Annotated in this window: 23 protein-coding genes and 1 pseudogene; 15 read left to right on the top strand and 9 right to left on the bottom strand. The window is 66.1% G+C overall.

Annotation, left to right across the window (positions count from 1 at the left end):
• The first annotated feature begins 99 nt into the window (after positions 1-99).
• The 4 genes from THIX_RS02190 (at position 100) to THIX_RS02175 (ending at position 2,725) form a co-directional block, all read left to right on the top strand.
• On the top strand, positions 100-678 hold the full coding sequence (locus THIX_RS02190; protein ID WP_112488082.1) for a ferritin-like domain-containing protein: 579 nt from the start codon (positions 100-102) through the stop codon (positions 676-678).
• A 238-nt stretch (positions 679-916) separates the two neighbouring features.
• Entirely contained in the window at positions 917-1,474 is a 558-nt protein-coding gene (locus tag THIX_RS02185) for an RNA polymerase sigma factor (protein WP_112484650.1), read from the top strand.
• Positions 1,471-2,238, top strand: coding sequence for an anti-sigma factor domain-containing protein (locus THIX_RS02180; RefSeq protein WP_158540780.1), 768 nt, complete (start codon positions 1,471-1,473; stop codon positions 2,236-2,238). Before THIX_RS02185 ends, THIX_RS02180 begins: the two co-directional genes overlap by 4 nt.
• A 97-nt stretch (positions 2,239-2,335) precedes the next feature.
• Entirely contained in the window at positions 2,336-2,725 is a 390-nt protein-coding gene (locus tag THIX_RS02175; protein WP_112488081.1) for an HIT family protein, read from the top strand.
• A 25-nt stretch (positions 2,726-2,750) separates the two neighbouring features.
• On the opposite strand, the gene hemN is transcribed toward THIX_RS02175, so the two are convergent.
• Positions 2,751-4,148, bottom strand: coding sequence for an oxygen-independent coproporphyrinogen III oxidase (gene hemN, locus THIX_RS02170; RefSeq protein WP_112484648.1), 1,398 nt, complete (start codon positions 4,146-4,148; stop codon positions 2,751-2,753).
• A gap of 176 nt (positions 4,149-4,324) precedes the next feature.
• On the opposite strand from hemN, the gene THIX_RS02165 reads away from it, so the two are divergent.
• The 4 genes from THIX_RS02165 to THIX_RS02150 all read left to right on the top strand — a co-directional run bounded on the left by THIX_RS02165 (position 4,325) and on the right by THIX_RS02150 (position 9,210).
• The gene (locus THIX_RS02165) at positions 4,325-6,211 is read left to right on the top strand and encodes a potassium transporter Kup (protein ID WP_233224348.1); all 1,887 of its coding nucleotides are present in this window, start codon (positions 4,325-4,327) and stop codon (positions 6,209-6,211) included.
• A 151-nt stretch (positions 6,212-6,362) separates the two neighbouring features.
• Positions 6,363-7,322 carry an AAA family ATPase gene (locus THIX_RS02160; RefSeq protein WP_112484646.1) on the top strand — a complete coding sequence of 320 codons (960 nt, stop codon included), beginning with the start codon at positions 6,363-6,365 and terminating at the stop codon, positions 7,320-7,322.
• Positions 7,323-7,512: 190 nt separating this feature from the next.
• Positions 7,513-8,136, top strand: coding sequence for a MarC family protein (locus tag THIX_RS02155; RefSeq protein WP_112484645.1), 624 nt, complete (start codon positions 7,513-7,515; stop codon positions 8,134-8,136).
• 297 nt (positions 8,137-8,433) lie between these two features.
• Positions 8,434-9,210: a TSUP family transporter gene (locus THIX_RS02150; RefSeq protein WP_112484644.1), complete on the top strand. Its 777-nt coding sequence runs from the start codon at positions 8,434-8,436 to the stop codon at positions 9,208-9,210.
• A 34-nt stretch (positions 9,211-9,244) separates the two neighbouring features.
• On the opposite strand, the gene THIX_RS02145 is transcribed toward THIX_RS02150, so the two are convergent.
• Together THIX_RS02145 and THIX_RS02140 are read right to left on the bottom strand one after the other, a co-directional pair.
• The gene (locus THIX_RS02145) at positions 9,245-10,219 is read right to left on the bottom strand and encodes an MBL fold metallo-hydrolase (RefSeq protein ID WP_112484643.1); all 975 of its coding nucleotides are present in this window, start codon (positions 10,217-10,219) and stop codon (positions 9,245-9,247) included.
• Positions 10,220-10,426: 207 nt separating this feature from the next.
• Entirely contained in the window at positions 10,427-10,627 is a 201-nt protein-coding gene (locus THIX_RS02140) for a DUF2892 domain-containing protein (RefSeq protein WP_112484642.1), read from the bottom strand.
• Positions 10,628-11,046: 419 nt separating this feature from the next.
• Between THIX_RS02140 and mnmG the strand changes: the two genes are divergently transcribed.
• The 5 genes from mnmG to THIX_RS02115 are packed head-to-tail and all read left to right on the top strand — an operon-like array spanning position 11,047 to position 16,114.
• On the top strand, positions 11,047-12,975 hold the full coding sequence (gene mnmG, locus THIX_RS02135) for a tRNA uridine-5-carboxymethylaminomethyl(34) synthesis enzyme MnmG (protein ID WP_112488080.1): 1,929 nt from the start codon (positions 11,047-11,049) through the stop codon (positions 12,973-12,975).
• 13 nt (positions 12,976-12,988) lie between these two features.
• Positions 12,989-13,756, top strand: coding sequence for a 16S rRNA (guanine(527)-N(7))-methyltransferase RsmG (rsmG, locus tag THIX_RS02130; protein WP_112484641.1), 768 nt, complete (start codon positions 12,989-12,991; stop codon positions 13,754-13,756).
• Positions 13,757-13,765: 9 nt separating this feature from the next.
• Positions 13,766-14,560 carry a ParA family protein gene (locus THIX_RS02125; RefSeq protein ID WP_112484640.1) on the top strand — a complete coding sequence of 265 codons (795 nt, stop codon included), beginning with the start codon at positions 13,766-13,768 and terminating at the stop codon, positions 14,558-14,560.
• A gap of 4 nt (positions 14,561-14,564) precedes the next feature.
• Positions 14,565-15,203, top strand: a complete 639-nt coding sequence (locus THIX_RS02120; RefSeq protein WP_112484639.1) for an alpha/beta hydrolase — start codon at positions 14,565-14,567, stop codon at positions 15,201-15,203.
• The gene (locus tag THIX_RS02115; RefSeq protein WP_112484638.1) at positions 15,200-16,114 is read left to right on the top strand and encodes a ParB/RepB/Spo0J family partition protein; all 915 of its coding nucleotides are present in this window, start codon (positions 15,200-15,202) and stop codon (positions 16,112-16,114) included. The genes THIX_RS02120 and THIX_RS02115 overlap by 4 nt, the downstream gene beginning before the upstream one ends.
• Positions 16,115-16,910: 796 nt before the next feature.
• On the opposite strand, the gene THIX_RS02105 is transcribed toward THIX_RS02115, so the two are convergent.
• On the bottom strand, positions 16,911-18,140 hold the full coding sequence (locus THIX_RS02105) for an FIST N-terminal domain-containing protein (protein WP_112488079.1): 1,230 nt from the start codon (positions 18,138-18,140) through the stop codon (positions 16,911-16,913).
• A gap of 260 nt (positions 18,141-18,400) precedes the next feature.
• Entirely contained in the window at positions 18,401-19,252 is an 852-nt protein-coding gene (locus THIX_RS02100; RefSeq protein WP_199195219.1) for a PhaM family polyhydroxyalkanoate granule multifunctional regulatory protein, read from the bottom strand.
• A 253-nt stretch (positions 19,253-19,505) separates the two neighbouring features.
• Here THIX_RS02100 and THIX_RS02095 point away from each other — a divergent pair, with 253 nt between their 5' ends.
• Positions 19,506-19,745, top strand: coding sequence for a hypothetical protein (locus tag THIX_RS02095; protein WP_112484636.1), 240 nt, complete (start codon positions 19,506-19,508; stop codon positions 19,743-19,745).
• Between the two features lie 24 nt (positions 19,746-19,769).
• Here THIX_RS02095 and THIX_RS02090 read toward each other — a convergent pair whose 3' ends face one another.
• Entirely contained in the window at positions 19,770-20,756 is a 987-nt protein-coding gene (locus THIX_RS02090) for a fumarylacetoacetate hydrolase family protein (protein ID WP_112484635.1), read from the bottom strand.
• A 272-nt stretch (positions 20,757-21,028) separates the two neighbouring features.
• Between THIX_RS02090 and THIX_RS02085 the strand changes: the two genes are divergently transcribed.
• Positions 21,029-22,285, top strand: coding sequence for a DUF3108 domain-containing protein (locus tag THIX_RS02085; protein WP_233224347.1), 1,257 nt, complete (start codon positions 21,029-21,031; stop codon positions 22,283-22,285).
• A gap of 82 nt (positions 22,286-22,367) precedes the next feature.
• Here THIX_RS02085 and THIX_RS23910 read toward each other — a convergent pair whose 3' ends face one another.
• From THIX_RS23910 to THIX_RS02075, 3 genes and pseudogenes are all read right to left on the bottom strand, one after another.
• Positions 22,368-22,535, bottom strand: coding sequence for a hypothetical protein (locus THIX_RS23910; RefSeq protein ID WP_233224346.1), 168 nt, complete (start codon positions 22,533-22,535; stop codon positions 22,368-22,370).
• Between the two features lie 23 nt (positions 22,536-22,558).
• A pseudogene (locus THIX_RS02080) lies at positions 22,559-23,260 on the bottom strand (methyltransferase, TIGR04325 family); the annotation flags it as partial.
• A 71-nt stretch (positions 23,261-23,331) separates the two neighbouring features.
• The gene (locus tag THIX_RS02075) at positions 23,332-23,601 is read right to left on the bottom strand and encodes a hypothetical protein (protein ID WP_112484634.1); all 270 of its coding nucleotides are present in this window, start codon (positions 23,599-23,601) and stop codon (positions 23,332-23,334) included.
• Positions 23,602-23,730 lie beyond the last annotated feature (129 nt).

Genomic DNA, 23,730 nt, shown 5'->3' with positions numbered 1-23,730 from the left:
GGGCAGCATGAATCCAAGTTCCGTATCTCGGCGTAGTGGTTTGCAAGGTCGCGCATCGGCACGGCCTGTTCGTTCAACCACTTTGCCAAGGACATGATCATGGATACCAACGCCCGTATGGATTCTCCCGCACTCGACCGCCGCACCTGGTTCAAGAAAGGCGGCCTGTTCGTCGCCGGCCTCACCGCTGCCAGCGGCCTGGCGTTGCCGGCCCGCAGCTTCGCCGCGTCGATGTCCAACGAAGATGACATCAAGATGCTGAACGTCGCTCTGGGCCTGGAATACCAGGCGATCGCCGCCTATCAGGTGGGCGCCGAATCGGGCCTGCTGCAAAAGCCGGTCTTGGCTGTGGCGGTGGAATTCCAGGGCCAGCACAAGGCGCACGCCGGCGTGCTGGAAAGCACGATCAACAAGCTCGGCGGCACGCCGGTGATGTCGATGAAACCAGCGGCCTACAACTTTCCGACCGACAAGCTGAAGAACCAGGCCGACGTGTTGCGCTTTGCCGCCGGGCTGGAAAAGGGCGCCGCCAGCGCCTATCTCGGCACGGTTCCGCAGTTCCACAACCGCGGCCTGGCCAAGGCTGCCGCCAGCATCATGGGTGACGAAACCATGCACTGGGCCATTCTGCTCAACGCCCTGGGCGAGAATCCGGTTCCGGCGGCGTTCATCGCCTGATGGAACACTGGACTGACCCCGGTCAATCGCAAGCCCACGCTTTCACTGGATTCGTCATGACTGGTTTCAGTCCGGCTGCGCAAGCGCAAGCCCTCCCATTAAGATGCGGCAACGCCCCCGCGCCGGGGCGGCTGCCGCGGCCATCGGGCCTGTTGCAGCTGCGGCTTGAGGCGCGGTGGCGGATGCGCTTGTTCCGCTCTGGTGTGCTGCGCCGGCCCACACCACCCGACCTTCTCCAATGCCCGATCTGGAAAAACTCCTGGCTTACACCGCGCTGGCCGACCAGCAGGCTTTCGCCGCGCTGTACGAAGCCACACGCCGCCGCGGCTGGGCCATCTGCCTGCGCCTGTTGCGCGATCCGGCGCAAGCCGAGGACGCTTTGCAGGATGCTTATGTGAAGATCTGGCATCAAGCCGCCAGCTACCGCCCGACGCAAGGTGCGGCCGAAGCCTGGCTGGCCACCGTGGTGCGCAACACCTGCCTCGACAAGCTGCGCGCCAAAGGGCGCGAACCCGTGGAGAGCCTCGACGCCATGGAAGTGCCGCTGGACCCGGCCGACGCCGCGCCCGGGCCGGAGCAGTTGCTGGAGCGCAGCATGTCGCATGGCTCGCTCGAGCGTTGCTTCGATGAACTCAAACCGCGGCAGCGCGAATTGTTGACCCACTCGTATGTGATGGGCATGTCGCATGGCGAACTTGCCAAGCTCAGCGGCATGGCCCTGGGCACCGTCAAGACCATTCTTCGCCGCGCCATCCTCGCCCTGCGCGCATGCCTCGGGGAGGGCGCCGGGTCATGACGCGCTACCACCAACCCGAACTCTGCAACCGGCTGGCGAGCGATTACCTCACCGGCGGCATGAGCCCGGCCGCGCGGCGGCGCTTCGAGGCGCTGCTGCAAACCGAACCCACGCTGGCGCAAGCCCTGCGGACTTGGCGCCAGCGGCTCGACGACGGTCTGCTCCGCCAGAAACCGCCGGAACGTGCCTGGGACGGCATACTTGCCCGCGTTCAACCTGGCACCGGCACACCCGTGTCGCAGCGGTTCGAAAAGGGCTGGGCCAAACGCACCTGGATGGGCCTGACGCTGGGCTTCGGCGTGCTGACGGCCTCGCTCATGGTGTCGCTGGTCATGCTGCTGCAGCAACCCGGCCCGGGAGCACCATCGGCGGCGCAAATGGCCGCCGTGCTCAAGGGCCCCGAGGGTCACAGCGCCGTGCTCACCGTGCACGGCAGCCGCCTCGTGCTCACGGCGGTGGGTCCGGTGGCCACGCCCGGCAACAAGTCGTTCGAACTGTGGATGCTGCCCAAGCAAGGCAAGCCTCAAGCCGTGGGCCTGGTGCAGCTCCGCTCCTCCGACACGCTGCAACTACCCGCACCGGCGCTGCTGGCCCTGTCCCAGGCCAAGGGCTTCGCCATCAGCGTCGAGCCCGCCGGTGGCTCGCCCACCGGGCAACCCACCGGACCCATCACCTATGTGGGCGATGTCGTGGCGATGACCCGGCTGCAACCCGGCCAGGCGCATCTGGCCCCGGGCCAGGGCGGCGGTGATTTCTACGAATAAGCCGACCGTGGCGCAGGGGCCGGTCGCAGACGCTTTGACGCCAGGGTGCCCGCTTTGCACCGAGCCCGGCGGCTTGCTGGTGTGGAGCGGCGACTGGATGCGGCTGATCCGCGCTGACGATGCGCTGCACCCGGCTTTTTACCGTCTGGTCTGGCAACACCATGCCCGCGAATTCACCGACCTGACCCCGTTGCAGCGCAGCACCTGCATGGACGCGCTGGCGCTGGTGGAGCAGGGCCTGCGCACGCATCTGACGCCCGACAAGATCAACCTCGCCAGCCTGGGCAACGTCGTGCCGCACCTGCACTGGCATGTGATCGCCCGCTGGGGCTGGGACGCGCATTGGCCGCAGCCGGTGTGGGCCGCAGCCCGGCGCACGCCAGCGGATGAGCGCTGTGCCGCCGTGCGGGCTCGCCTGCCAGCCCTGGATGCGAGCCTGCGCGCGGCATTGCACACTCGCTTCGGCTCGCGCGCGCAGGCGGCTTGACCGGCGGCGCGACGGCGCGACGGCGTCAAATCACCCGCGAATAGCGTGGTGCCTGCAACAGGGCGGCAGCGTCGTGCAGGTGATGATCGAACTGCATGGCGATGATGCGCACCAGCAGCCGGCCTTGCGGCGTGACCCGCAGCTTGAGCCCCTCGCGCTGGAGCAAGCCGGCTTGCTCCAGCGGCTGCAGGCGCCGCAGGTCGGCAGAGAAATAGCTCGCGGCATCGTCCACGCCGTGGCGCTGCGCCAAGGCCTGCAGGTCGAGGGCGAAATCGCACATCAGGCGTTGGATGGCGTCGCGGCGCAACAGGTCGTCGGCGCTCAAGCTGAGGCCGCGCTCCACCGGCAGCTCGCCGGCGGCGAGCGCCGCGCCATAGGCCTCCAAGGTCTTGACGCTTTGGATGTACTGACGCCCGAGCTTGGAGATGCCCGAGACGCCAAAGGCCAGCAAGTCCAGATCGGCCTGGGTGGAATAGCCCTGGAAATTGCGCTGGAGCTTGCCCTGCTGCTGCGCGCGGGCGAGTTCGTCGTCGGGCAGGGCGAAATGGTCCATGCCGACATAGACGTAACCGGCATGCGCCAGACGGCGGATGGCCAGGCCCAGCAGCACGAGCTTGGCTTGCGGCTCGGGCAGGTCGGCGGCGTGGATGCGGCGCTGCGGGGTGAAGCGCTGGGGCAGATGGGCGTAGCTGTAGAGCGCGACGCGGTCGGGCCGCAACGTGATGACTTGCTCCAGCGTGGCGGCGAAGTTGAAGGCGTTCTGCCTGGGCAAGCCGTAGATCAGGTCGACGCTGATCGACGCAAAACCGTTGGCGCGCGCGGCGACGATGACGTCCCGGGTTTCCTCGAAACTCTGAATGCGGTTGACCGCCTGTTGCACGGCGGGGTCGAAGTCCTGGATGCCCACGCTCATGCGGTTGAAGCCCAGCGCCGCAAGATGCGCCACGCGCGTGGCACTGACCTTGCGCGGATCGATTTCGATGGAGTATTCGCCGCCGGGTTGCAGGTCGAAGTGGCGCCGCGTCATGTCCATCAGGCGCTCGGCCTCGGCGTCCGACAAGAAGGTGGGCGTGCCGCCCCCCCAGTGCAATTGCGTCACGGGCAAACGCGCGCCCAGCAGGCCGGCCACCAAGCCCATTTCCTGCCCGACCTGGTCGAGGTAGGGGCTGCTGCGCGCATGGTTTTTGGTGGGAATCTTGTTGCAGCCGCAGTAGTAGCACAGGGTTTCGCAAAACGGGATGTGCACGTAGAGCGACAGCGGCGTGACCGTATCGCAGCCGCGTTCGCGCAGCGAAGCGGCGTAATCGGCCGCGCTGAAATCCGGGCGAAAACGGTCGGCCGTGGGGTAGGAGGTGTAGCGCGGACCGGCCACGTCGAAGCGGCGGATCAGCTCGGGCTGGAAATCGAGATTGGCGGGCATCATGGATTGGATGATGGCGGCACGCCGACGGCGTGGTTTTGATGTGGCGCAAAAAAGAGTGTCGGTGGCGCCCTGGCAACAGGGGGAATGCGAGCGATGCTGCAGCGCAAAACAGTCCTAAGATGGCAGTCCCTTCATTCGGGCACGCAGTGTGAGCAGTCGCCTGCGGCGCGCAAACCATGCAAAACACCGAAACACAACACAAGGGATCGATGACCGCCCTCAGTCTGGGCGCCTTGGGGGTGGTGTATGGCGACATCGGCACGAGTCCGCTGTACGCCTTCAAAGAAGCCTTCAACCCGGCGCACGACCTGGGCTACAGCATCCCCAACATCTACGGCGTGTTGTCACTCATTTTCTGGGCGCTGACCATCATCGTCACCGTCAAGTACGTCATGCTGGCGCTGCGCGCCGACAACAACGGCGAAGGCGGCATCCTGGCGCTGATGGCCTTGGTCATGCGGCGCTATGCGCCGCGCACCCGCGGCCGCACCATCGCCGTGGCGCTGGGCCTGATCGGCGCGTCGATGTTCTATGGCGACAGCATCATCACCCCGGCCATCTCGGTGCTCTCGGCCATCGAGGGCACGGCAGTGGCCACGCCGCTGCTGCAGGATGCCGTGGTGCCCATCACCGTGCTCATTCTCATTGGCCTGTTCCTGGTGCAAAAGCGCGGCACCGCGCTGGTGGGCTCCTACTTCGGGCCGGTCATGGTGGTGTGGTTCGGCGTGCTGGGCGTGCTGGGCTTGCTTCAAATCGTGCAAAACCCCGCCGTGCTGCTGGCGCTCAACCCCTGGTGGGGCATGGATATGTTCATCCGCGAACCGGGGCTGGCATTGTTCCTGCTGGGCGCGGTGTTCCTCACCCTCACCGGCGGCGAGGCGCTGTACGCCGACATGGGTCATTTTGGCCGCGAACCCATCCGCTGGGCCTGGCTGGGCGTGGTGATGCCAGGCTTGTTGCTGAACTACTTCGGCCAGGGCGCGCTGGTGCTGGCACGGCCCGAAACGGTGAAGAACCCGTTCTTCTACCTGGCGCCCGACTGGGCGCTGTGGCCGCTGGTCATCCTGGCGGCCATGGCCACGGTCATTGCCTCGCAGGCGGTGATCTCGGGCGCCTATTCCATGACCACCCAGGCCATCAAACTCGGCTATCTGCCGCGCATGAAAGTGCTGTTCACCAACGCCAGCAATCAGGGGCAAATCTATGTGCCCTTCATCAACTGGATGATGCTCATCTTCGTGGTGATTCTGGTGCTGACCTTCCGCAGCTCCGACAACCTGGCGGCCGCCTACGGCATCGCCGTGAACATCACCATGCTCACCACCACCGTGTTCCTGTGGATGGTGGCGCCCAAGCGCTGGGCGTGGAGCTCTCGGCGCGCCAATGTCGTGTTCGCTCCGCTGGCGCTGGTGGAGTTGCTGTTCCTGGCTTCCAACTCGCTGAAAATCGACCACGGCGGCTGGTTCCCGCTGGTGTTCGGCGCGTCGGTTTACGTCATGCTGTCCACCTGGAAGCGCGGCCGCACCTTGCTCAAGCGGCAGTTGCAGGAACATGCGCTGAACCTGAAGGACTTCGTCCACAGCCTGTCCACCTACCCGCCCACGCGGGTGGAAGGCACGGCCATCTATCTCACGCCCGATGTCAACACCGTGCCGCATGCGCTGCTGCACAACCTCAAGCACAACAAGGTGCTGCATGAGCGCGTGTTCTTCCTGTCGGCGCAGGCCGCCGATGTGCCGCATGTGCCACCCGAGCAAGCCATTGAGCTCACGCCGATGGAGGAGGGCATCTACCTGCTGCATGTGGACTTCGGCTTCAAGGACGAGCCTGACATTCAGCGCCTGCTGAAAGACTGCGAACGCCTCTTCGGGCTGGAATTCCACCTGATGGAAACCTCGTTCTTCCTCGCCCGCCAGACCATCGTTCCGTCCAAGATTCCAGGCATGGTGCTGTGGCGCGAAGTGCTGTTCTCGTGGATGAGCCGCAACGCGCAGGAAGCTTCCGACTACTTCCGCATCCCGCCCAACCGCGTGGTGGAACTGGGCACGCAGATCGAAATCTAGGGCCAGCCCCGCATACATGTTTGGGCCAAAGTGTGCAAAAGTTCACGCCATTGGCCCTCGGCCACGGCGAGCAGACTTGCTTGGTGGTCTCGGTCTGGCATGATTGGTGCATGGCCTTGCATGGGCTCTGTGTTTGCCGAGGAGGTGCATCATGATTGCCGTGGCTGCCTACAAGTCGGTTTATGCGGTGGACGAGGTCGAGCGCAAGCTCAAAGGCCTGCCGCCCGAGGCGCATGAACAGTTGCGCCACACCTATGCGCGCATGATCGAGGCTGGCGGCCAGCGCCTGGCGATCAAGCCGGCCGAGCTACCCGATAGGGACACGCTGCATCACGAACTGCCCAACTTCACTGAGCCGCTGGAAGACATCTGCCGCTCCGTCGCGCTCGCAGCCAACAGCCGCGACGCCATCGAGGTCACGCCCATGCTGCTGCTGGGCGAACCGGGCATCGGCAAAACCCATTTCGCGCGCCGCGTCGCCCAGCTGTTGGGCACCACCTGGGCACTCGCGCCCATGAATGCGCTCACCGCCGGGTGGATTCTGTCGGGCTCGTCCTCGCAGTGGAAAGGCGCGCGTCCCGGCAAGGTGTTCGAGACCCTGGTGCAGGGCGATTTCGCCAACCCGGTGGTGGTCATCGACGAGATCGACAAGGCCGCGGGCGGGGCGCAGTACGATCCGCTGGGTGCGCTCTACAGCCTGCTGGAATTCGACACGGCGCAGCACTTCACCGACGAATTCGCCGAAGTGCCGATCGACTGCAGCGCCGTGGTCTGGGTGGCCACCGCCAATGACGCCGCCGGCATTCCCGAGCCCCTGCTCAACCGGCTCAATGTCTATGAAATCGACCCGCCTGACGAAGCCGGGCTGCGCAGCATCGCCGAGCGCCTGTACAGCAGCATCCGCAACAGCCATGACTGGGGCGCCGCCTTCCCGGAAACCCTGAGTCCTGGCGCGCTCGACTTGCTGACAAAATGCAAGCCACGCGAAATGCGTCGCCTCATCACCGGCGCCTTCGGCGCCGCCAAGCTCGCCGGGCGTCGCGAGGTGCTGGCGCAGGATTTGACGCCGCACCAGGCCAGCAAGCGAGGACGCATCGGCTTCGTGCAGTGACGTCGACTTGGCCACGTCCTATTGTGGCGTGGCGCGTCTTTGCCTCCACTCCAAGGCCGCAAGGTCGCGCCCCGGGCGCCGCGTGCGCGGTGTCGGTCGGGCCAGGGCCTTGTCGGGCAACTTCGGCCAGGCGCTTCCTGCAGCGCCCGCCAGGCACTACGCTTGTGGCTGCGCATCCATACCCCACGCCATGAATCTCATCAAACCGTTGGTGGCGCTGCTGGCCATCGTCAACCCTCTGGGCGTGATTCCATTTTTCATCGCCTTCACTGAAAACTTCACGTCGGCGCAGCGCCAGCGCACCATTCTCATCAGCGCGTTCTCCGCTTTTATGGTCATTGCCGTCAGCGCACTCATCGGCATCGATCTGCTGCATTTCTTCGGCATCTCGCTGGCATCTTTTCAAGTTGGCGGTGGCATGCTGCTGCTGGTCTCGGCCTTCAGCATGCTCAATGCCCATCCGGGCGCCGTCAAATCCACGCCGGAAGAGGTGGATGAAGCCGTTGCCAGCGACAGCGTCGCCGTCGTGCCGCTGACCATCCCCCTGCTCACCGGCCCGGCCACCATCAGCACGGTCATCATCTATGCCAATAAGGCGCATCACTGGACCGACCAGTTCGTGCTGGTGGCCTACGGCGTGATCATCGCCCTGGCTTGCGCGCTGGCGTTTCGTGCGGCCCAACCCATTGCCAGGGCACTGGGCAAGACCGGAATCAACGTGATGACGCGGCTCATGGGTTTGATTCTGGCAGCGCTCTCGGTGGAAATGATGAGCGACGGCTTGCTCAAGCTATTCCCCGGCCTGGGACACTGAGCCGAACGGCAGCCCAGTCTTGCTGCAATGCAGCAAAATAGCTCGGGTTTTCCCGCGTGCGCCTTTGCTTGTATGCCTCAATAATCTTGCGTATTCGCAATGCTCACGCGTCAAATGACACAAGGGGAGCACTGAGGAGACAGCCCATAGGGGTAGCGGTCCACCGCAAAATCCCCAAGCCATCAGCGGCCATATGCTGAAACGGGCGCCCGAACCAGCGGTTCAGGCGCCTTTTCTTTTTCGCACCACGGCGGTGCGTCCTCATGCACCCGTCATGCAATCCTCCGTCTCCCGCCTATGGACTATGGCCTGTTGACCCTGGCTCTTGCCGCGCTGGCCGCCGGCTTTGTGGATTCCATTGTGGGCGGCGGCGGGCTGATTCTGGTCCCGGCGCTGTTTTCGGCTTTCCCCACCACGCCACCGGCAACCTTGTTCGGCACCAACAAGGGCGGGGCCATCTGGGGGACTTCCGCAGCCATGCTGTCTTTCCTGCGGCGGGTTCGTATCCCCTGGAGCACGGTTTTGCCGGCCGCCCTGGCTGCCTTCGTCGGATCCTTCTTCGGCGCGCTCGCCATATCGCATGTTGAATCGGGCGATTTTCGCAAGGCACTGCCTTTCATCCTCACCATCGTCCTGGTCTACACCTTCTGGCGCAAGGATCTGGGGCATCATCACAAACCGCACCTGACAGGGCGTACCGAGACGGTTCTTGCGGTGATTGGCGGCGGCGTCATTGGTTTTTATGATGGATTTTTCGGGCCGGGAACGGGGAATTTTCTGGTGTTCCTGTTCGTGCGTGGTTTTGGCTATGACTTTCTTCACGCCACCGCCAGCGCCAAAGTTGTCAACGTCGCCTGCAATCTTGCCGCGCTCATCCTGTTCGCCGCCAAGGGCCATGTGATGTGGCCTTACGCGGCACTCATTGCCGTGAGCAATATCACTGGCAGTGTTTTGGGCACGCGCTTGGCGATGCGCCGTGGCACGCACTTCGTCCGCTGGATGTTTTTGGCCATCGTTGCGCTCCTCATTGCCAAAACCGCCTGGGACGCCTTTTTCGGCGCGGTTGCCCGCTGAGATTGCATGGGCAGCGGCCGCGTTGGGTCGTGGCCTATTTCTTCAGCGTCTCCTGCTGCATCTCCAGGTAAGCGGTGTAGGCATTCAGCCGGTTGGCAGCGTCGAAGGCCGGCATGGACTTCCAGCGTCCCCAGTCGACGCGGTCATAGGCCTCATCAAAGGAGAGCATGTCGTCCGCGCCCCGGCCCATTTGCGCCATGAGAAACTGCAAGTAGTCCCGCGTCATGGCGATGCCCGGCGTCGGATCCTTCGAAGGCTGGCCATGCCCAGGCACCACCCAGGCTGCATCCAGCGTCGTCATCTTGTCCATCGACGCCAGCCAGCCACGCAGATTGGCTCCAACGACATAAGGCACCCGCCCCTGGAAGAACAAGTCGCCAGCGAAGAGCACCCGGGGCTCCTGCGCCCAGAGCAGAATGTCCTCGGCCGTATGCGCCGGGCCGGCATAGATGATCTTGAAGTGGGTGCCGCCCATCTCGAAATGGGTGTCGCCATTCAGCCAGCGATCGGCTGGGACGATTTTTTGGTTTTCGTCCACGTCGGGAAACAAGTCACGCTGACGTTGCTGGAGACGCTGCTTGAAAAGGTCCGTGCCCAACTCATGTCTTGCTTTCACGTCCGCCCAAATTTCAGCCCCCTGATCCTTGAAGGCCTGCAGGCCATAGAAATGGTCCGCGTGGTAATGGCTCACGATCACGAGTTTGATGGGTTGATCCGTGACGGTCTTGATGGCCCGCACCAGAGCTTCGCCCAGCACCGGCGTGCCCAGGGCATCGAAGACCACAACCCCAGCCTTGGTGATGACGAACCCGGCATTGGAGTTGAATCCCCGATTGGCAGAACTGGCGGGACCTGCCTCGCCCACGGCGACATAGACCTGCTCGGTCAGTTGCTTCAGCGCAATCGTCATCGCAGGCGTCGCGGCCTGCACCGATCCCAGGCACAACCACAGCACGCTCACCAAACAGGCGCGCAGGGCATGCCGCCGAAACAGGGATGAATGCTTCATGTCAGGCTCACCCATGGATTGAATTGGATGTAACCGAGTGTAGCTGACATGATGAGACACGGTCTGCTGGAAAGCACGCATCGCGATGAAGACATCGCTGCGCCGACCGACGCGGAACCCCAAAAAAGCGGGGGACGTTCCACGTGGAACGTCCCCCGTTGTTACTGTCTCTTGAGAGCCCGACAGGATCCACAAGAACCCAGTGCATCAGCTTTGGCGATTTTTCACCGGGCAGGTGTTCATGCCAAGCAAGGTATACACAGGGCAAAAACCGAACAGGCCGGTCAACAAGGGAACCACGCCGATGTAACCCCAAACCCCGACGGTCCCGCTTGCAGCAAGTGCAATCAAGACCACACCGACAGCAATGCGGAAACCGCGATCCAACCCACCAGCATTCTTCTTCATCGCACGCTCCTCCAATGGTTGCGTCTACCGACTAGATGCATGGATCCATGGCTTGGATGTAATTTAGGTCATGGACCTGAATCTATCCATGATTCACGTCAAAGGCAAGTGCTGTGCTGGCCTCAATGGCCACCACCGCATAAACGCGTGAGTGCCGGAATTCCCATGAGGCGGCCGCAAACGCGTGGTGCGCGCCGGCCCAGGCAACATATCCACTCAAATTTTGAGCGCCCCCAGGGTCGGCTGCCGACCCGCCCCCGTGGGGGTCAAGGAAATTTGGGACGGCCCCCTGCATTTCCTTGGGAGTGGATATGTTGCGGCTTTGGTTGGTGGTGGTGGTGGCGATGTTTCACGTGAAACATCGCAGCAAGCGAAGCAGGGGCGCCCTACAATCAGCGCGTCGCCGCCAATTGAACCCCATGGACTTTCCCAATATTTTCGATGTCATCGTCGTCGGCGGGGGCCATGCCGGCACCGAGGCAGCGTTGGCGGCTGCGCGCGTGGGCGCGGCGACTTTGCTGCTGACGCACAACATTGAAACCCTGGGTCAGATGTCGTGCAATCCGTCCATCGGTGGCATCGGCAAGGGCCATCTGGTGAAAGAAATCGACGCGCTCGGCGGGGCCATGGCGGCAGCCACCGACGAAGCTGGCATCCAGTTTCGCATCCTCAACGGCAGCAAAGGCCCGGCGGTTCGAGCGACTCGCGCCCAGGCAGATCGACTGCTGTACAAAGCCGACATCCGCAAACGGCTCGAAAATCAGACCCGGCTCTGGTTATTCCAGCAGGCCGTCGATGATCTGATGATCGAATCCACCGGGCAGGGCGATCGCGTCAACGGCGCCATCACGCAAAGCGGGATCCGCTTCCGTGCGCGCAGCGTGGTGCTCACGGCCGGCACCTTCCTCGATGGCAAAATCCACATCGGCCTGGACCATTACGCCGCAGGCCGCGCTGGCGACCCTCCCGCCATTTCGCTCGCGCAGCGCCTTCGCGAACTGAAGCTGCCCCAAGGGCGTCTCAAAACGGGTACGCCGCCGCGTATCGATGGCCGCAGCATCGACTTTTCCAAGATGGAAGAGCAGCCCGGCGACCTCCATCCCGTTCCCGTCTTCAGTTTCCTCGGTCGTGCCGAACAGCATCCAACACAGGTCCCCTGCTGGATCACGCATACTAACTCGCGGACCCACGACATCATCCGCGGCGGCCTCGACCGCAGCCCGATGTACACCGGCATGATCGAAGGTGTCGGACCGCGCTACTGCCCCAGCATCGAAGACAAGATTCACCGCTTTGCCAGCAAGGACGCCCACCAGATTTTCCTCGAGCCGGAGGGTCTGAACACCCACGAGTTCTATCCCAACGGCATTTCCACCAGCCTGCCATTCGACGTGCAACTCGAACTGGTGCACAGCATTCCGGGTTTGGAGCAGGCGCACCTGCTGCGCCCAGGATACGCCATCGAGTACGACTACTTCGACCCGCGCGCGTTGAAAACATCGCTGGAAACCCGGGCCATCGGCGGCTTGTTCTTCGCCGGGCAAATCAACGGCACCACGGGCTACGAGGAGGCCGCGGCGCAGGGTCTGCTGGCTGGGACCAACGCCGCGCTGCAGGTGCAGGGGCGCGAGCCTTGGTGCCCGGCGCGCGACCAAGCCTATCTCGGCGTGCTGGTCGACGATCTCATCATCAAGGGTGTGAGCGAGCCCTACCGCATGTTCACCAGCCGCGCCGAATACCGCCTGAGCCTGCGCGAAGACAACGCCGACCTGCGTCTGACCGAGGCCGGCCGCAAACTCGGTCTGGTGGACGACGCCCGCTGGGACGCCTTCTGCCGCAAGCGCGACGCCATCGAGCGCGAGCGCCAGCGTCTGCGCTCCACCTGGGTACAGCCCGAGGCCTTGCCGCCTGCGGAGGCGCTGCAACTCGTCGGCCAGACGATCGAGCGCGAATACCGGCTCGAAGACCTGCTGCGCCGGCCGGAAGTCGAATACAACCGCCTGGTCAATGCGCTCGAGGGCCGCTTCGCCCCGCCGGAGGCCCTGCAGCCCGAAGAGGCCGAGCAGGTGCAAATTGGCGTGAAGTACGCCGGCTACATCGACCGGCAGCAGCAAGACGTGCTGCGCGCGGCCGAGTACGAGCATCTACCCCTGCCGGCCGATCTCGACTACGACGCCGTTTCCGGCCTGTCCATCGAGGTGCGGCAAAAACTGGGGCGCGCGCGGCCGCAAACCCTGGGCCTAGCCTCACGCCTTTCTGGCGTGACGCCGGCTGCGATCTCGCTTTTGCTGGTGCATTTGCGCAAACGCCGGCTGCGCTCCGCGGCCGCACCGTCACAAGCCGCCTGATTCGCCATTGCCGATGCAACGCCTCCCCGCAAGCCGCGCCAAAGAACATGCCTCGGCCGTCCATGGCCAGGCCAACGTCATCAGCCCCACCAGCAGGCGGCAGCACCCTGCCGAGAACGCGAGCGCATCCGAGCGCCTCGACCGTCTGCTGCTCGCGCTGCAATTGCCAGCCACCCCAACGCAGCGCGCGCAGCTCCTGGCCTATCTGGAACTGCTCGAACGCTGGAATCGGGTCTACAACCTCACCGCGGTGCGCGCGCCGCAGCAGATGTTCACCCTGCATCTGGCGGATTGCCTCGCCCTCGTGCCGGGCCTGGCGGCACGGGCGCCGCGGCGCTTGCTGGATGTCGGTTCCGGCGGCGGCTTGCCCGGGCTGGTGCTGGCCATCATGCTGCCCGAGAGGCCGATCGTGTTGAATGACGCAGTGCAAAAAAAGTGCGCGTTCATGCAACAAGCGGCGGCCGAATTGCGCTTGCCCCAGGTCCAGGTGGCGCATGGCCGGGTGGAACGCCTGACGCAGCCCAGTTTCGACTGCATCACCAGCCGCGCGTTCAGCGACCTCGGCACCCTGATCCAGTTGACCACGCCTTTGCTGGGCGAGGGCGGCTGCTGGGCCGCGATGAAGGGCCATGCGCCGCAAGCCGAATTGGCCGCCTTACCGGCCGAGATCGACGCCCATGTGGAGGCACTGACCGTGCCCGAGCTGGATGCGCAACGCTGCGTGGTGTGGATGCTGCGGCGCAGCATTTCAACATCGCCCGACCCTGTGCAAGGTCAGTAAGGAAACCCCATGGCATCGGTTTTTTGCGTCGCCAATCAAAAAGGCGGGGTCGGCAAGACCACCACCTGCGTCAACCTTGCCGCCGGGCTGGCCCAGGTCGGCCAGCGCGTGCTGCTGGTCGACCTCGACCCGCAGGGCAATGCCACCATGGGCTCGGGCATCGACAAGCGCGGCCTCGCGCCCAGCGTCTACCAGGTGCTGCTGGGCATGGCTGGCGTGGCCGAAGTCCGCCGCCACAGTGACAAGGCCGGCTACGACGTGCTCGGCGCCAACCGCGAACTGGCCGGCGCCGAAGTCGAACTGGTGGACCTGGAGCGGCGCGAACACCGGCTGAAAGACGTGCTCAAGCCGATCGCGCCGGACTATGACTTCATCCTCATCGACACGCCGCCTTCGCTCGGTCTGCTCACCCTCAACGGCCTGTGCGCCGCGCATGGCGTGATCGTGCCCATGCAATGCGAATATTTCGCCCTCGAAGGCCTGTCGGACCTGGTCAACACCGTGCGCCAGGTCCATGCCAAGTTCAACCCCGAACTCGTGCTCATCGGCCTGCTACGCGTGATGTTCGACCCGCGCATCACCCTGCAGCAGCAGGTCAGCGAACAGCTCAAGACCCATTTCGGCGCCAAGGTGTTCGAGAGCGTCATTCCGCGCAACGTGCGCCTGGCCGAGGCGCCGAGCTACGGCCAGCCCGGTGTGGTGTTCGACAAATCCAGCCGGGGCGCGGTCGCCTACATCGAGTTCGCCCAGGAAATGGTGCGCCGCGTCCGCACTCCGGCTACGGCCTCCGTGGCTGCCGCCTGAAGCCATGATCGCCACCCCCACCGTTCTGCTGCTGCCCGGCTGGCAAGGCTCGGGGCCCGAGCACTGGCAAAGCCGCTGGGAAGCGCTGCATGGCGACCTGCGTGTGCAGCAGCACGATTGGGACACCCCACTGCGCGGCGACTGGATCTGCCAGCTCGAAGAAGCCGTCAACCAGGCCCGTGGGCCCGTGCTGCTGGCCGCGCACAGCCTGGGCTGCCATCTCGTCGCAGGCTGGGTCGCGGCCAGTCCGAACTTCAGCCCGTCCAGCAACAACCGCGCCGGGCGGGTGCTAGCAGCCTTGCTGGTGGCGCCGCCCGACTTGACCCGCGCCGACTTGCCGCCCGCCCTGCGCAGCTGGACCAGCCACCCGCTGCGGCGCCTGCCATTTCCGGCGCATCTGCTGAGCAGCAGCGACGACCCGTTTTGCAGCACCCAGGCCGCGGCACGCATGGCCGCAACCTGGGGCGCCCGCCACACGGATGTCGGCGCGCTCGGGCATATCAACAGCGCCAGCGGCCTGGGCGACTGGCCGCAGGGCCGCGCCTGGCTGCAGGAACTGGCTGCGGCTGCCGTGGCGGCGAACCCCGCCGGTTCGGCGGCACCGCCAGCAGCATCCCCATTCCATTCATCGAACCTCCCATGAGCGCCAATCCCTCCACTCCGCCGCCGGCTTCCGGCAAAAAACGCAAAGGCCTGGGTCTGGGCCTCGAAGCCCTGCTCGGCGCGCAAGGGGCCGATATCGCCCCGGCCGGCAGCCCCTCCAGCCTGCCGCTGGAAGTCCTGGTGCCCGGCAAATACCAGCCGCGCACCCGCATGGACGAGGGCTCACTGTACGAACTGGCCGAGAGCATCAAGGCCCAGGGCGTGATGCAGCCCATCCTGGTGCGCCCGCTGGGCGAAGGCCGCTACGAGATAATCGCCGGCGAACGCCGCACCCGGGCCGCGCGGCTGGCCGGGCTGGACGTGGTGCCGGTGCTGGTGCGCGAGGTGCCCGACCAGACCGCGCTGGCGATGGCGCTGATCGAGAACATCCAGCGTGAAGACTTGAACCCGCTGGAGGAGGCCCAGGGCATTCAGCGCCTCATCGCCGAGTTCCGCTTCACCCACGAGCAGGCGGCGCAGGCGGTGGGGCGCTCGCGCACCGCGGTGAGCAATCTGCTGCGCCTCATCAACCTTGCCCAGCCGGTACAGGCCATGTTGCTGGCCGGCGACCTGGACATGGGCCACGCCCGCGCCCTGCTGGCGCTGGACGGCGCCGCCCAGGTGCAAGTGGCGCAACAAGTGCATGCCAAGCGCCTGTCGGTGCGCGAAACCGAGCGCCTGTGCGCCCGCGCCGCGCAAGACGGCAGCGCCAAGCCACGCGCTGCGGCAGCGCCGGACCGCGATGCGCGCGAGCTGCAACGCATCGAAACCGAGCTGGCCGAGCATCTGGCCGCGCCGGTGCACATTCGCGTCAAGGGCAGCGGAGCCGCCTTGCGCGGCGAAATCAGCCTGGGCTTTCACTCGCTCGACGAGCTCAACGGCCTCATCGCCCTGCTGCGCCCAGCGGCCTGAGCCGCGCCCAAAATCCGCCAGCCGGCTTTGCCTCCTGCAGGTGTGAAGGGTGTTCGGTTGCAAAAACCGCATGCCCTTGGAAGCCCAGGCGCCGAGCCGGCGGCGCCCCCTGAGCGGGCGCTGGCAGCCCAGCACTGGCCCCGACACTGCAACCTCCACCCGCTTGATTGGCCTTGGGGTCTTACCGTGGAGCGCGCGCCATCATGGGGCTTTGGTCATCGCCATCGGGCCGCAGGGCCGGCAGGCCCCTGATCTGGCCGCTGGTTGTTCTGCTCGGGCTGGGCGCATGGCTGCCGGCTGCATTGCTGGCGCAACCGCCTCCCTCTGCGCCTTCTGCTCCATTGGCGCCGGCCGCGGCGCCGCTCCATGCCCCAGCCGGCACAGCGTTCATGAGACGTGCTGGAATGCAAGCCATGGCGCGCACCACTGGCGCTTTCAGCCCCCAGGCAAAGCTCGCCACACCGTCTTGAAGCAGCCTGCCGTGCCCGGGGCGCATCACGCTCACGGCTGCCGCCGCGGCACCAGCCCTCTTGCTGCCCCGCGTACCGCTGCCGCAGCGCGCACCCTGAACGGAAGCTGGGCTGCGTTCCGGTTCGTGGCAGCAGGCTGGCGCGAATCTTGAAGCCGCGCAGGTCACACAGCTGCCAGACCGCCTGTTCCAGCGTTCAGCCCACAACAATCTCGGCGTCAGCCGGCGTCCCGTCTGGGTGCGCCTGCGGCTTCGCCACCCTGGGGCGCAGCGCCGGCTTGGCTGCTCGCGAGCCTAGCCAGGCTTGGCTGCAAGCTAAGCGAGTACTTACATTGCCGGGTCTTCGCTGAAGACGGTCAACACCCCGGTGTAGCCGTAAAGGCGGTCACCGGCAATTTCCGCCGCGGCGAAAAAGCCGATCAGCGGCATATCGCCCAGATGCTGGCGGACCAACGCCAACTCAGCCGAAGGTCCGCCGAAATGCGCCCCGCCACGGCCGGTGCACGACACGTAGACCGCCCCACGCGCCGGCACCGAAGCCTGGGGCGCACCAGCGCTGGCGGCGGCATGCTGCAACGTGGTGGCCGTGCGCGCCTCGCGACGCTGCTCCAGTTCCTCGCGCACTTCGGCACACAGGCGGATCAGGTCACGCCGCGCCGCGTGCACATCGCGTCGGCAAAAGCGCAACAGCATGCCCGGCTCGGGAGAGCCGGCAATGGCCACGCCGCGCCCGGATGGGTCCACGCCGATGAGATGGCGCATGGAGGTTTCCGCGCCTATGTGGCGCGGCATGGGCTGCGCCTCGGCAACGCCCGGCGACAGTCCCGCCAGGGTGGCACGCAGCCGCGGCGCCAGACGGGGAAGTTCCAGCACCTCCTCGCCCAGGTCCCGCAGCAGCAAGCCCAGCGCCGGTTCGCCGTCGAGGGCGTAAATCACGTTCTGCGTGCAGCGGGTGATGGCACGCGGCGGCCCCACCGGCTCGCAACCCTGGGTGAGCCCGCCGGCCAAGGCCACCCGCGCGGAAAACGCCACGCCCGAAATGCCACCTTGGAACACGCCGTCGGCAATCTGCACCGCCGCCTGGCGCGATGACACCAGGCCGCCCCAGACGCGGTTCGACGCCGTGCGCCCAGCCATGTCGCGCACCAGGTCATCCATGTCCGGCGTCGCCGGGTCGCCATGCACCAGCGCGGTCTCGGCGCCGCGCCAACCCGTGGATGCCGGTGCCAGCGGCTTGAGTCCGGAGAACACGCGGAAGTCGCGCAAGGGAATTTGCAGCAACATCAAAGCCAGCGCGGGCTGATCAAAATACTCCTGCCCATCGGCCGCGATGCCCACGCCCACGCCGCCGACCCAGTGGGCCACCCCGGTGCGGGCGCGTAACGCCGCCAGCAGCGCCTCGGCAGCGGGGGCGAACGCCTCGGTGAAGTAGACGATGCCCAGATTCGGCCGCGCAATCGTGTCGGGCTGCGCTCGCGCGCGCGCCACTTGGCCCAGCGCCTGCTCCAACGCGGCGGTCCAGTGGGTGTGGCTTGAGTGGGCAGTGATGAAGCGCATGAAGAAATGGTGCAACGAAGGGCTTGGATCAAACGGGCCGGACGACACCGGGCCGACTCCACAAGGGCACGATGCTAGGGCTTGTCGACGCTATTTTCACGCCACGGATGCGGCTAGGTGTGGATGGCGGCCAAGAGCCGGACGCCGACAAGGGTCACGTTCAAGCGCTGAGCCAGGGCCTTGCCCAACCTTCGGCAAGCCACGTCAGCAGCAAGCCCGTCGCTTGCAACCTTTGCTCTGCGCCTGCACGCTACAGCGTGTTATTTGCGCCGCGTCCTGCTTGCTGCCGAGCGCGGCGCACCGGCGGCCTTGCGCACGGAGCTCGGGGCGGTCTGGGTTGGGGCCTGGGTCGAAACTTTGGCGGCGGCTTTGGCTGGGGATTTGGCCGCGGCGTTGGACGCCGCCTGACCACCGGAGCCGCGCACGACGGATTTGGGCTTGCGCGCCACGGGCTTGCTGGCGGATCGACGCGCAGGCGAAGGCGGCGATTCGGACGCGCCGGCAACGCCAGCCGCAGCACCCCCCGGCGGCATGGGCCAGGGGCTTTCGCGCAGCGCCTGCGTCGCCACCTGGGAGAACTGCTGGCTCACCGCATTCCACCACTGCATCGGATCCATCACGCCTGGCAGGGCCGATGCAGCGCCTGGCGACTCGGCCGTGGCGTGCTGCGCTGCCGCCCCGGACTCCGATTCAGGCTCTGGTTCTTCGTCCCAAACCGCTTCGGGCTCAGGCTCATCCTCCGCATGGGATTCCTCCGGGTTCGTCGCGCCACCGGCCGACGGCGCGGCCGCAGCGCCCATGGTCTGGGCGCCGGCCTGCATGGCCTCGGTCATGCGACTGGCCAGATCGCCCAGATCGACATTCATGGTCTTCAGCGCCGACAAGGTCATGCGCTGCACCTCCAGGGTCTGAATCGTGGCCTGGGTCAGGCGCGCATTGGCCTCCAGCCATTGCAGCACCGCTTTCAAGTCGGTGATCTTCTGCTCCAGCTCCTTCGGGTCCATGGTCGGCGCCATCCAGCTGGCAAAACCCGTAGGCATGCCCGAGCCCTTGAGCAGCGACTGGAAAAACTCCATGCCGGGCATGGCTTGACCTTGGGTGTAGGGGTTCATGGCGGGCCTCGCAAGCGATGCGGCCAGCATAGCGCCGCCCGCAGGGCTTGGAAACATGGCTTGGCTGCGCGTGGTGACAAGCGCTTACATCGGCAGGCCGCAGGCTGTCGCAATTCGGCGCGCCGCAACGTTACAGAGCCAAGCCCAAGCCGCCAACTGGCGGGAACGGCGAAACGCAAACTCGCAGCCCTCGCCCGCAGGCAAAGCCGACCAACAACCTGTCGCCCGCAGGCCCATCTCAAGGAGTTATTGCATGCAAAAAATCATCGCCACCCTCACCCTGGGCAGCGCGCTCATCGCCGGCCTGCCGCTGGCCAGCGCCGCGCCGCAGCCGCATATGCATGAAGCCCTGCGTGCGCTGATGGCCGCGCGCCAGCAGCTGCAAGTAGCCAGCCCCAACAAGGGCGGATGGCGTGTGCATGCCATCGCCCAGATCGACCAGGCCATCGCTTCGGTCAAGGCCGGCGTCCGCTACGGCAACCAGCATCCCTGACCACGGCTGCGTCCAGGCGCAGCATCACGCTGCGCCGGCCTGCACCACCCTCTGCTCGATAGCGCCGAACACGCTCTTGCCCTGCGCGTCGAGCATTTCGATGCGCACGCTGTCGCCGAAATGCATGAAGGCGGTGCGCGCCTCGCCATGCTCGATCATCTCCAGCGCCCGCAGCTCGGCGATGCAGGAATAGCCGCGCGCGCGGTCCTGGCTCGACACCGTGCCGGAGCCGACGATGCTGCCCGCCGCCAGCACCCGCGTCTTGGCCACATGGGCGATGAGTTGGCCGAAGTGGAAACGCATCTCCGGCCCGGCGTTGGCCGAGCCCACCAATCGGCCGTTCCACTGCACCCGCATGTCCAGGTGCAGGCGCCCGCCCTTCCACGCCGTGCCGAGCTCATCGGGCGTGACCGCCACCGGGCTGAAACCGCTGGCGGGCTTGCTCTGGAAAAAGCCGAAGCCCTTGGCCAGTTCGGGGGGAATCAGATGGCGCAAGCTCACGTCGTTGGCCAGCATCACCAGGCGAATGTGCTCCAGCGCCGCATCGGCCGTCGTGCCCATCGGCACATCGCCGGTGACCACCGCCACCTCGGCCTCGAAGTCGATGCCCCAGTCTTCGCTGGCGGCCTCGATGGCCTCGCGCGCACCCAGCATGTGGTCGCTCGCGCCCTGGTACATCAGCGGGTCGGTGAAAAAGCTCTGCGGCATGTCGGCGCCGCGCGCCTTGCGCACCAGCTCCACGTGGTTGAGATAGGCCGAGCCGTCGGCCCACTGGTAGGCGCGCGGCAGCGGCGCCATGCATTGCGCCGGGTCGAAGGCGAAAGCCTGCGCCGCGCGCCCGGCGTTGAGCGCGTCCGACAAGTCCTGCAATTGCGGCGCGGCGAAATCCCAGTCGTCCAGCGCCTGCTGCAACCGGGTGATGCCTTGCGTGAACACGGCATGTTTGAGATCGCGCGACACCACGGCGAGCTGGCCGTCGCGCGATCCGTCCTTGAGGCTTGCGAGTTTCATGGAATGGGGGCCTGCTGGCCGCGATGCTGAAGGATCCGAACGATTCTAGGAGCGCGTCGGACTCGGGGGGTGCAGGCAAAAGCCGCGAGCTTGCACTCCGGCGGCGACACACGACAGACCAAGCGCGCACCGCATGCGGCCACATGCTCGTCCCGCCGATTCGCCTCGGGCGCGAGCGTCGAGCCGCGCGGCACAATGCGCACATGCCGCGAACACATCCGCCAACACGCGCCCGACCCCCAAGCCCAGGGGGCGGGCCGGGTTGGCGCCTGATGGGGGTCTGGCTGGCACTGGTGCTCGTGCTGCATGCCCTGGCGCTGCACGCGCTGGGCGATGCCTTCGCCCCGATCGAGCCCGGGCGCCTGCCCGAGCCCATCTTCGCGCGCCTGCTCATGCCCAGCGCCCGCCCGGCCCCAGGTGCCACGCCCGCAACCACCACGGCCCGGCCTGCCGCGGCCGCCGCGCCACATGCCGCCGCGCCTGCGCGCGGCTTGCAACTGAGACCGGCCTCCCCCCAGGCGGCAGCGTCCCGGCCCGAGCTCGCGGCCTCGCAAACCCAGACCGGCATGGGGCCGCCGCCGGTGGAATCGGCGCCGCCCGTGGCGCGCTCCCTGGGTGGGGGGGATGCGTCCGGCCAGGTGGCGGTTTCGCGTCCGCCCGCGATGGCGCCATCGGCGCCGCCATTCCCCGCCTCGGCTGCGACGCCAACCCCGCCGGCGGTCGCGTCGGGTGCGCCGCCCGCAAAGCCCGGCGTGCAGACCGGGACGGCGCCAGGCGGCGCCTCCCAAGCGGCGAAGCCAGCCAGTGCTGCTGGGGCCATCCAGCCCGCCGCGACAGCGACAGCAGCGTCAGCCAGTTCCACCGCATCGGCGCCGGCTTCGACACCCGCCACAACCGACGCCTTCGGCTGGCCGCCATCGACCGAATTGCGCTATGAACTCAGTGGCAACTACCGCGGCCCTCTGCATGGCGACGGCGCGCTGCTGTGGGTGCGCGACGGCAACAGCTATCGGCTTGAAATCTCCGGCGCCGCGCTGGTCAGTTTTTCCTACACCAGCACCGGGCGCATCGACGGCAACTGGCTGGCGCCCGACCGCTATGTCGAGCGCATCTTCACGCGGCGCAAGGCGGTGAATTTCAACCGCGACAAGGGCACGCTCAGTTTCTCCGCCATCAGCACCGTCATGCCGCTGCCGCCACACCTGCAGGACAGCGCCAGCATCTTCATGCAGCTCGCCCACCAGCTCAGCACCCGGCCGCAGGATTTCCGCGTCGGCCAGCATCTGGCCTTCGAAGTGGCCCGGCCCAGCGGCACCACCACCTGGGACTTCACCATCCTCGGGCAGGACACGCTGCAAACCGGCGTCGGCTCGCTCGTCACCTGGCACCTCGCGCACCCGGCCGACTCCCACGGCCTCGGCGCCGAGGTCTGGCTGGCTCCCGCGCTGCAAAACCTGCCGGTGCAAATCCGGCTGCAACAGTCCGCCGACAACTACCTGCTGTTCAGCCTGCGCGAAGCGCGCCAGTAGGGAGGCAACGGACCCTGACGCGATGTGCACTGCGTCAAACGACGCGCCAAGTAGCGCAGCCGCCGGACCTTGCCAGCAGCACTCACACCCCCGTGCGTTGCAGGTAAAAGCCGTGGTAGTGGTGCAGGCTGTGGCGGGGATGAAAGGGTATCTCGCAAGCCTTGTCGGGGTTGGTCCAAGCTTGGCGCCACGACAGGAAGCCCAGCGCGAGCAGCAACAAGTCTCGCAAGCCTTGTCGGGGTTGGTCCAAGCTTGGCGCACGCTGTAGCCCAGTTCGGTCAGCTCTTGCAAAAACCGCTGCGCCGGGTCCACGCGGTAGGGGCAGTACGCCGTGCCGATGCTCTGCAGCGTGAAGTAGGCCTCGTCGGCGTGCAGCGGCGTGAGGTTGACGATGACGTGCCGCGGCAGGTGCGGCAGGCCGCGCAGGCGCTGGCCCAGGGTCTCGGGCAGGTATTGCAGCACCCCCAGGGCCATGAACACCTCGGCCTCGGCGGCCAGGGCGAAATCGGCCTCGAAACTCAGCTTGCCCAGCGTGTCCTTGTTGCGCGCGAAAGCAGCGCCGCGCTCCATCACCGCGGGCACGTCCGACACCATCCAGCGCATGGCTTGCGGATAGGCCATCACCGTCTGGTAGGCGTAGTAGCTGATGCCGATATGCCCACCGAGCTCGAACACGCGCGTGCAGCCCTGGGCGAAACATTGCTGCAACCAGAACAGCACGGGCCAGTCGCTGGGATAGATTTTCTGAAGCCGGTCGCGGTACATCAGCGCCGAATCCGGGTTGTCGTACCCCAGGGGCCGGGTCTTCGGCGCCGAAGCGGCGGCCGCTTCGAAACTGGGATAGACGCCGCGGAACAGGTTTTCGGATTGGTTGCGCGCGAAACGCCGCTCGTAGCGCCTGGCCAGCGCCTGCTGCAAACCCGGCACCGAGGCCAAGCCTGACACCCACTCGTGAACTTGTCCCAGCAAGATCATGTGCGCCCCCGTCAGGAAACCGGGCCGATGGTAGAACGCCCCGTCGTCGGCGGCTTCCCCCGTGTCAGGGGTCATGCCACGGCGCTCAGCCCAGCCGCAAGGCCGCCACTGGCGCCACCACCCAAGCCGCGCTGCAGATCGGTCCAGCGCAAACTCTCCAGCAGGCGTTGGGGCGCCATCGAAGCCCGCTCACCGCGCAGCAGCCGCACCAGAGTCGGCAGCGCGGTGAGCGGGAAGGTCCACAAGGCATAAGCCCCCGACGCGCTGCAGAGGCGGGCGCCGGCGGCATCGTTGAAGGCGTAGGCGGAGACAAAGGCGAGGGGCGCAATGGTGGTGGGCATGGGGCCGCAAAGTCGTGGAACAAGACTTGTCGAGACAGATGAGCCCCCATTAAACCGGGGCTGTCAGACCCCTATTTTCTGCGTAAGCTGTGGTCCACAAATCGCCGTTCATTGCGGGTCCATCATGGT

Source organism: Thiomonas sp. X19 (assembly GCF_900089495.1).
Classification (GTDB): Bacteria; Pseudomonadota; Gammaproteobacteria; order Burkholderiales; family Burkholderiaceae_C; genus Thiomonas_A.
Note: the sequence above shows the minus strand (reverse complement) of the source record. Positions and strands in the feature narration are given on the sequence as shown.

Coding starts and splice junctions, on each gene's coding strand:
- THIX_RS02125 (WP_112484640.1), top strand. CDS start 13,766: ATGGCATCGGTTTTTTGCGTCGCCAATCAAAAAGGCGGGGTCGGCAAG.
- THIX_RS02085 (WP_233224347.1), top strand. CDS start 21,029: ATGGGGGTCTGGCTGGCACTGGTGCTCGTGCTGCATGCCCTGGCGCTG.
- THIX_RS02115 (WP_112484638.1), top strand. CDS start 15,200: ATGAGCGCCAATCCCTCCACTCCGCCGCCGGCTTCCGGCAAAAAACGC.
- hemN (WP_112484648.1), bottom strand. CDS start 4,148: ATGATGCCCGCCAATCTCGATTTCCAGCCCGAGCTGATCCGCCGCTTC.
- THIX_RS02090 (WP_112484635.1), bottom strand. CDS start 20,756: ATGAAACTCGCAAGCCTCAAGGACGGATCGCGCGACGGCCAGCTCGCC.
- THIX_RS02190 (WP_112488082.1), top strand. CDS start 100: ATGGATACCAACGCCCGTATGGATTCTCCCGCACTCGACCGCCGCACC.
- THIX_RS02145 (WP_112484643.1), bottom strand. CDS start 10,219: ATGAAGCATTCATCCCTGTTTCGGCGGCATGCCCTGCGCGCCTGTTTG.
- THIX_RS02105 (WP_112488079.1), bottom strand. CDS start 18,140: ATGCGCTTCATCACTGCCCACTCAAGCCACACCCACTGGACCGCCGCG.
- THIX_RS02175 (WP_112488081.1), top strand. CDS start 2,336: ATGCGGCTGATCCGCGCTGACGATGCGCTGCACCCGGCTTTTTACCGT.
- THIX_RS02165 (WP_233224348.1), top strand. CDS start 4,325: ATGCAAAACACCGAAACACAACACAAGGGATCGATGACCGCCCTCAGT.
- THIX_RS02185 (WP_112484650.1), top strand. CDS start 917: ATGCCCGATCTGGAAAAACTCCTGGCTTACACCGCGCTGGCCGACCAG.
- THIX_RS02180 (WP_158540780.1), top strand. CDS start 1,471: ATGACGCGCTACCACCAACCCGAACTCTGCAACCGGCTGGCGAGCGAT.
- THIX_RS02075 (WP_112484634.1), bottom strand. CDS start 23,601: ATGCCCACCACCATTGCGCCCCTCGCCTTTGTCTCCGCCTACGCCTTC.
- THIX_RS02095 (WP_112484636.1), top strand. CDS start 19,506: ATGCAAAAAATCATCGCCACCCTCACCCTGGGCAGCGCGCTCATCGCC.
- THIX_RS02155 (WP_112484645.1), top strand. CDS start 7,513: ATGAATCTCATCAAACCGTTGGTGGCGCTGCTGGCCATCGTCAACCCT.
- THIX_RS02120 (WP_112484639.1), top strand. CDS start 14,565: ATGATCGCCACCCCCACCGTTCTGCTGCTGCCCGGCTGGCAAGGCTCG.
- THIX_RS02160 (WP_112484646.1), top strand. CDS start 6,363: ATGATTGCCGTGGCTGCCTACAAGTCGGTTTATGCGGTGGACGAGGTC.
- rsmG (WP_112484641.1), top strand. CDS start 12,989: ATGCAACGCCTCCCCGCAAGCCGCGCCAAAGAACATGCCTCGGCCGTC.
- mnmG (WP_112488080.1), top strand. CDS start 11,047: ATGGACTTTCCCAATATTTTCGATGTCATCGTCGTCGGCGGGGGCCAT.
- THIX_RS02140 (WP_112484642.1), bottom strand. CDS start 10,627: ATGAAGAAGAATGCTGGTGGGTTGGATCGCGGTTTCCGCATTGCTGTC.
- THIX_RS02100 (WP_199195219.1), bottom strand. CDS start 19,252: ATGAACCCCTACACCCAAGGTCAAGCCATGCCCGGCATGGAGTTTTTC.
- THIX_RS02150 (WP_112484644.1), top strand. CDS start 8,434: ATGGACTATGGCCTGTTGACCCTGGCTCTTGCCGCGCTGGCCGCCGGC.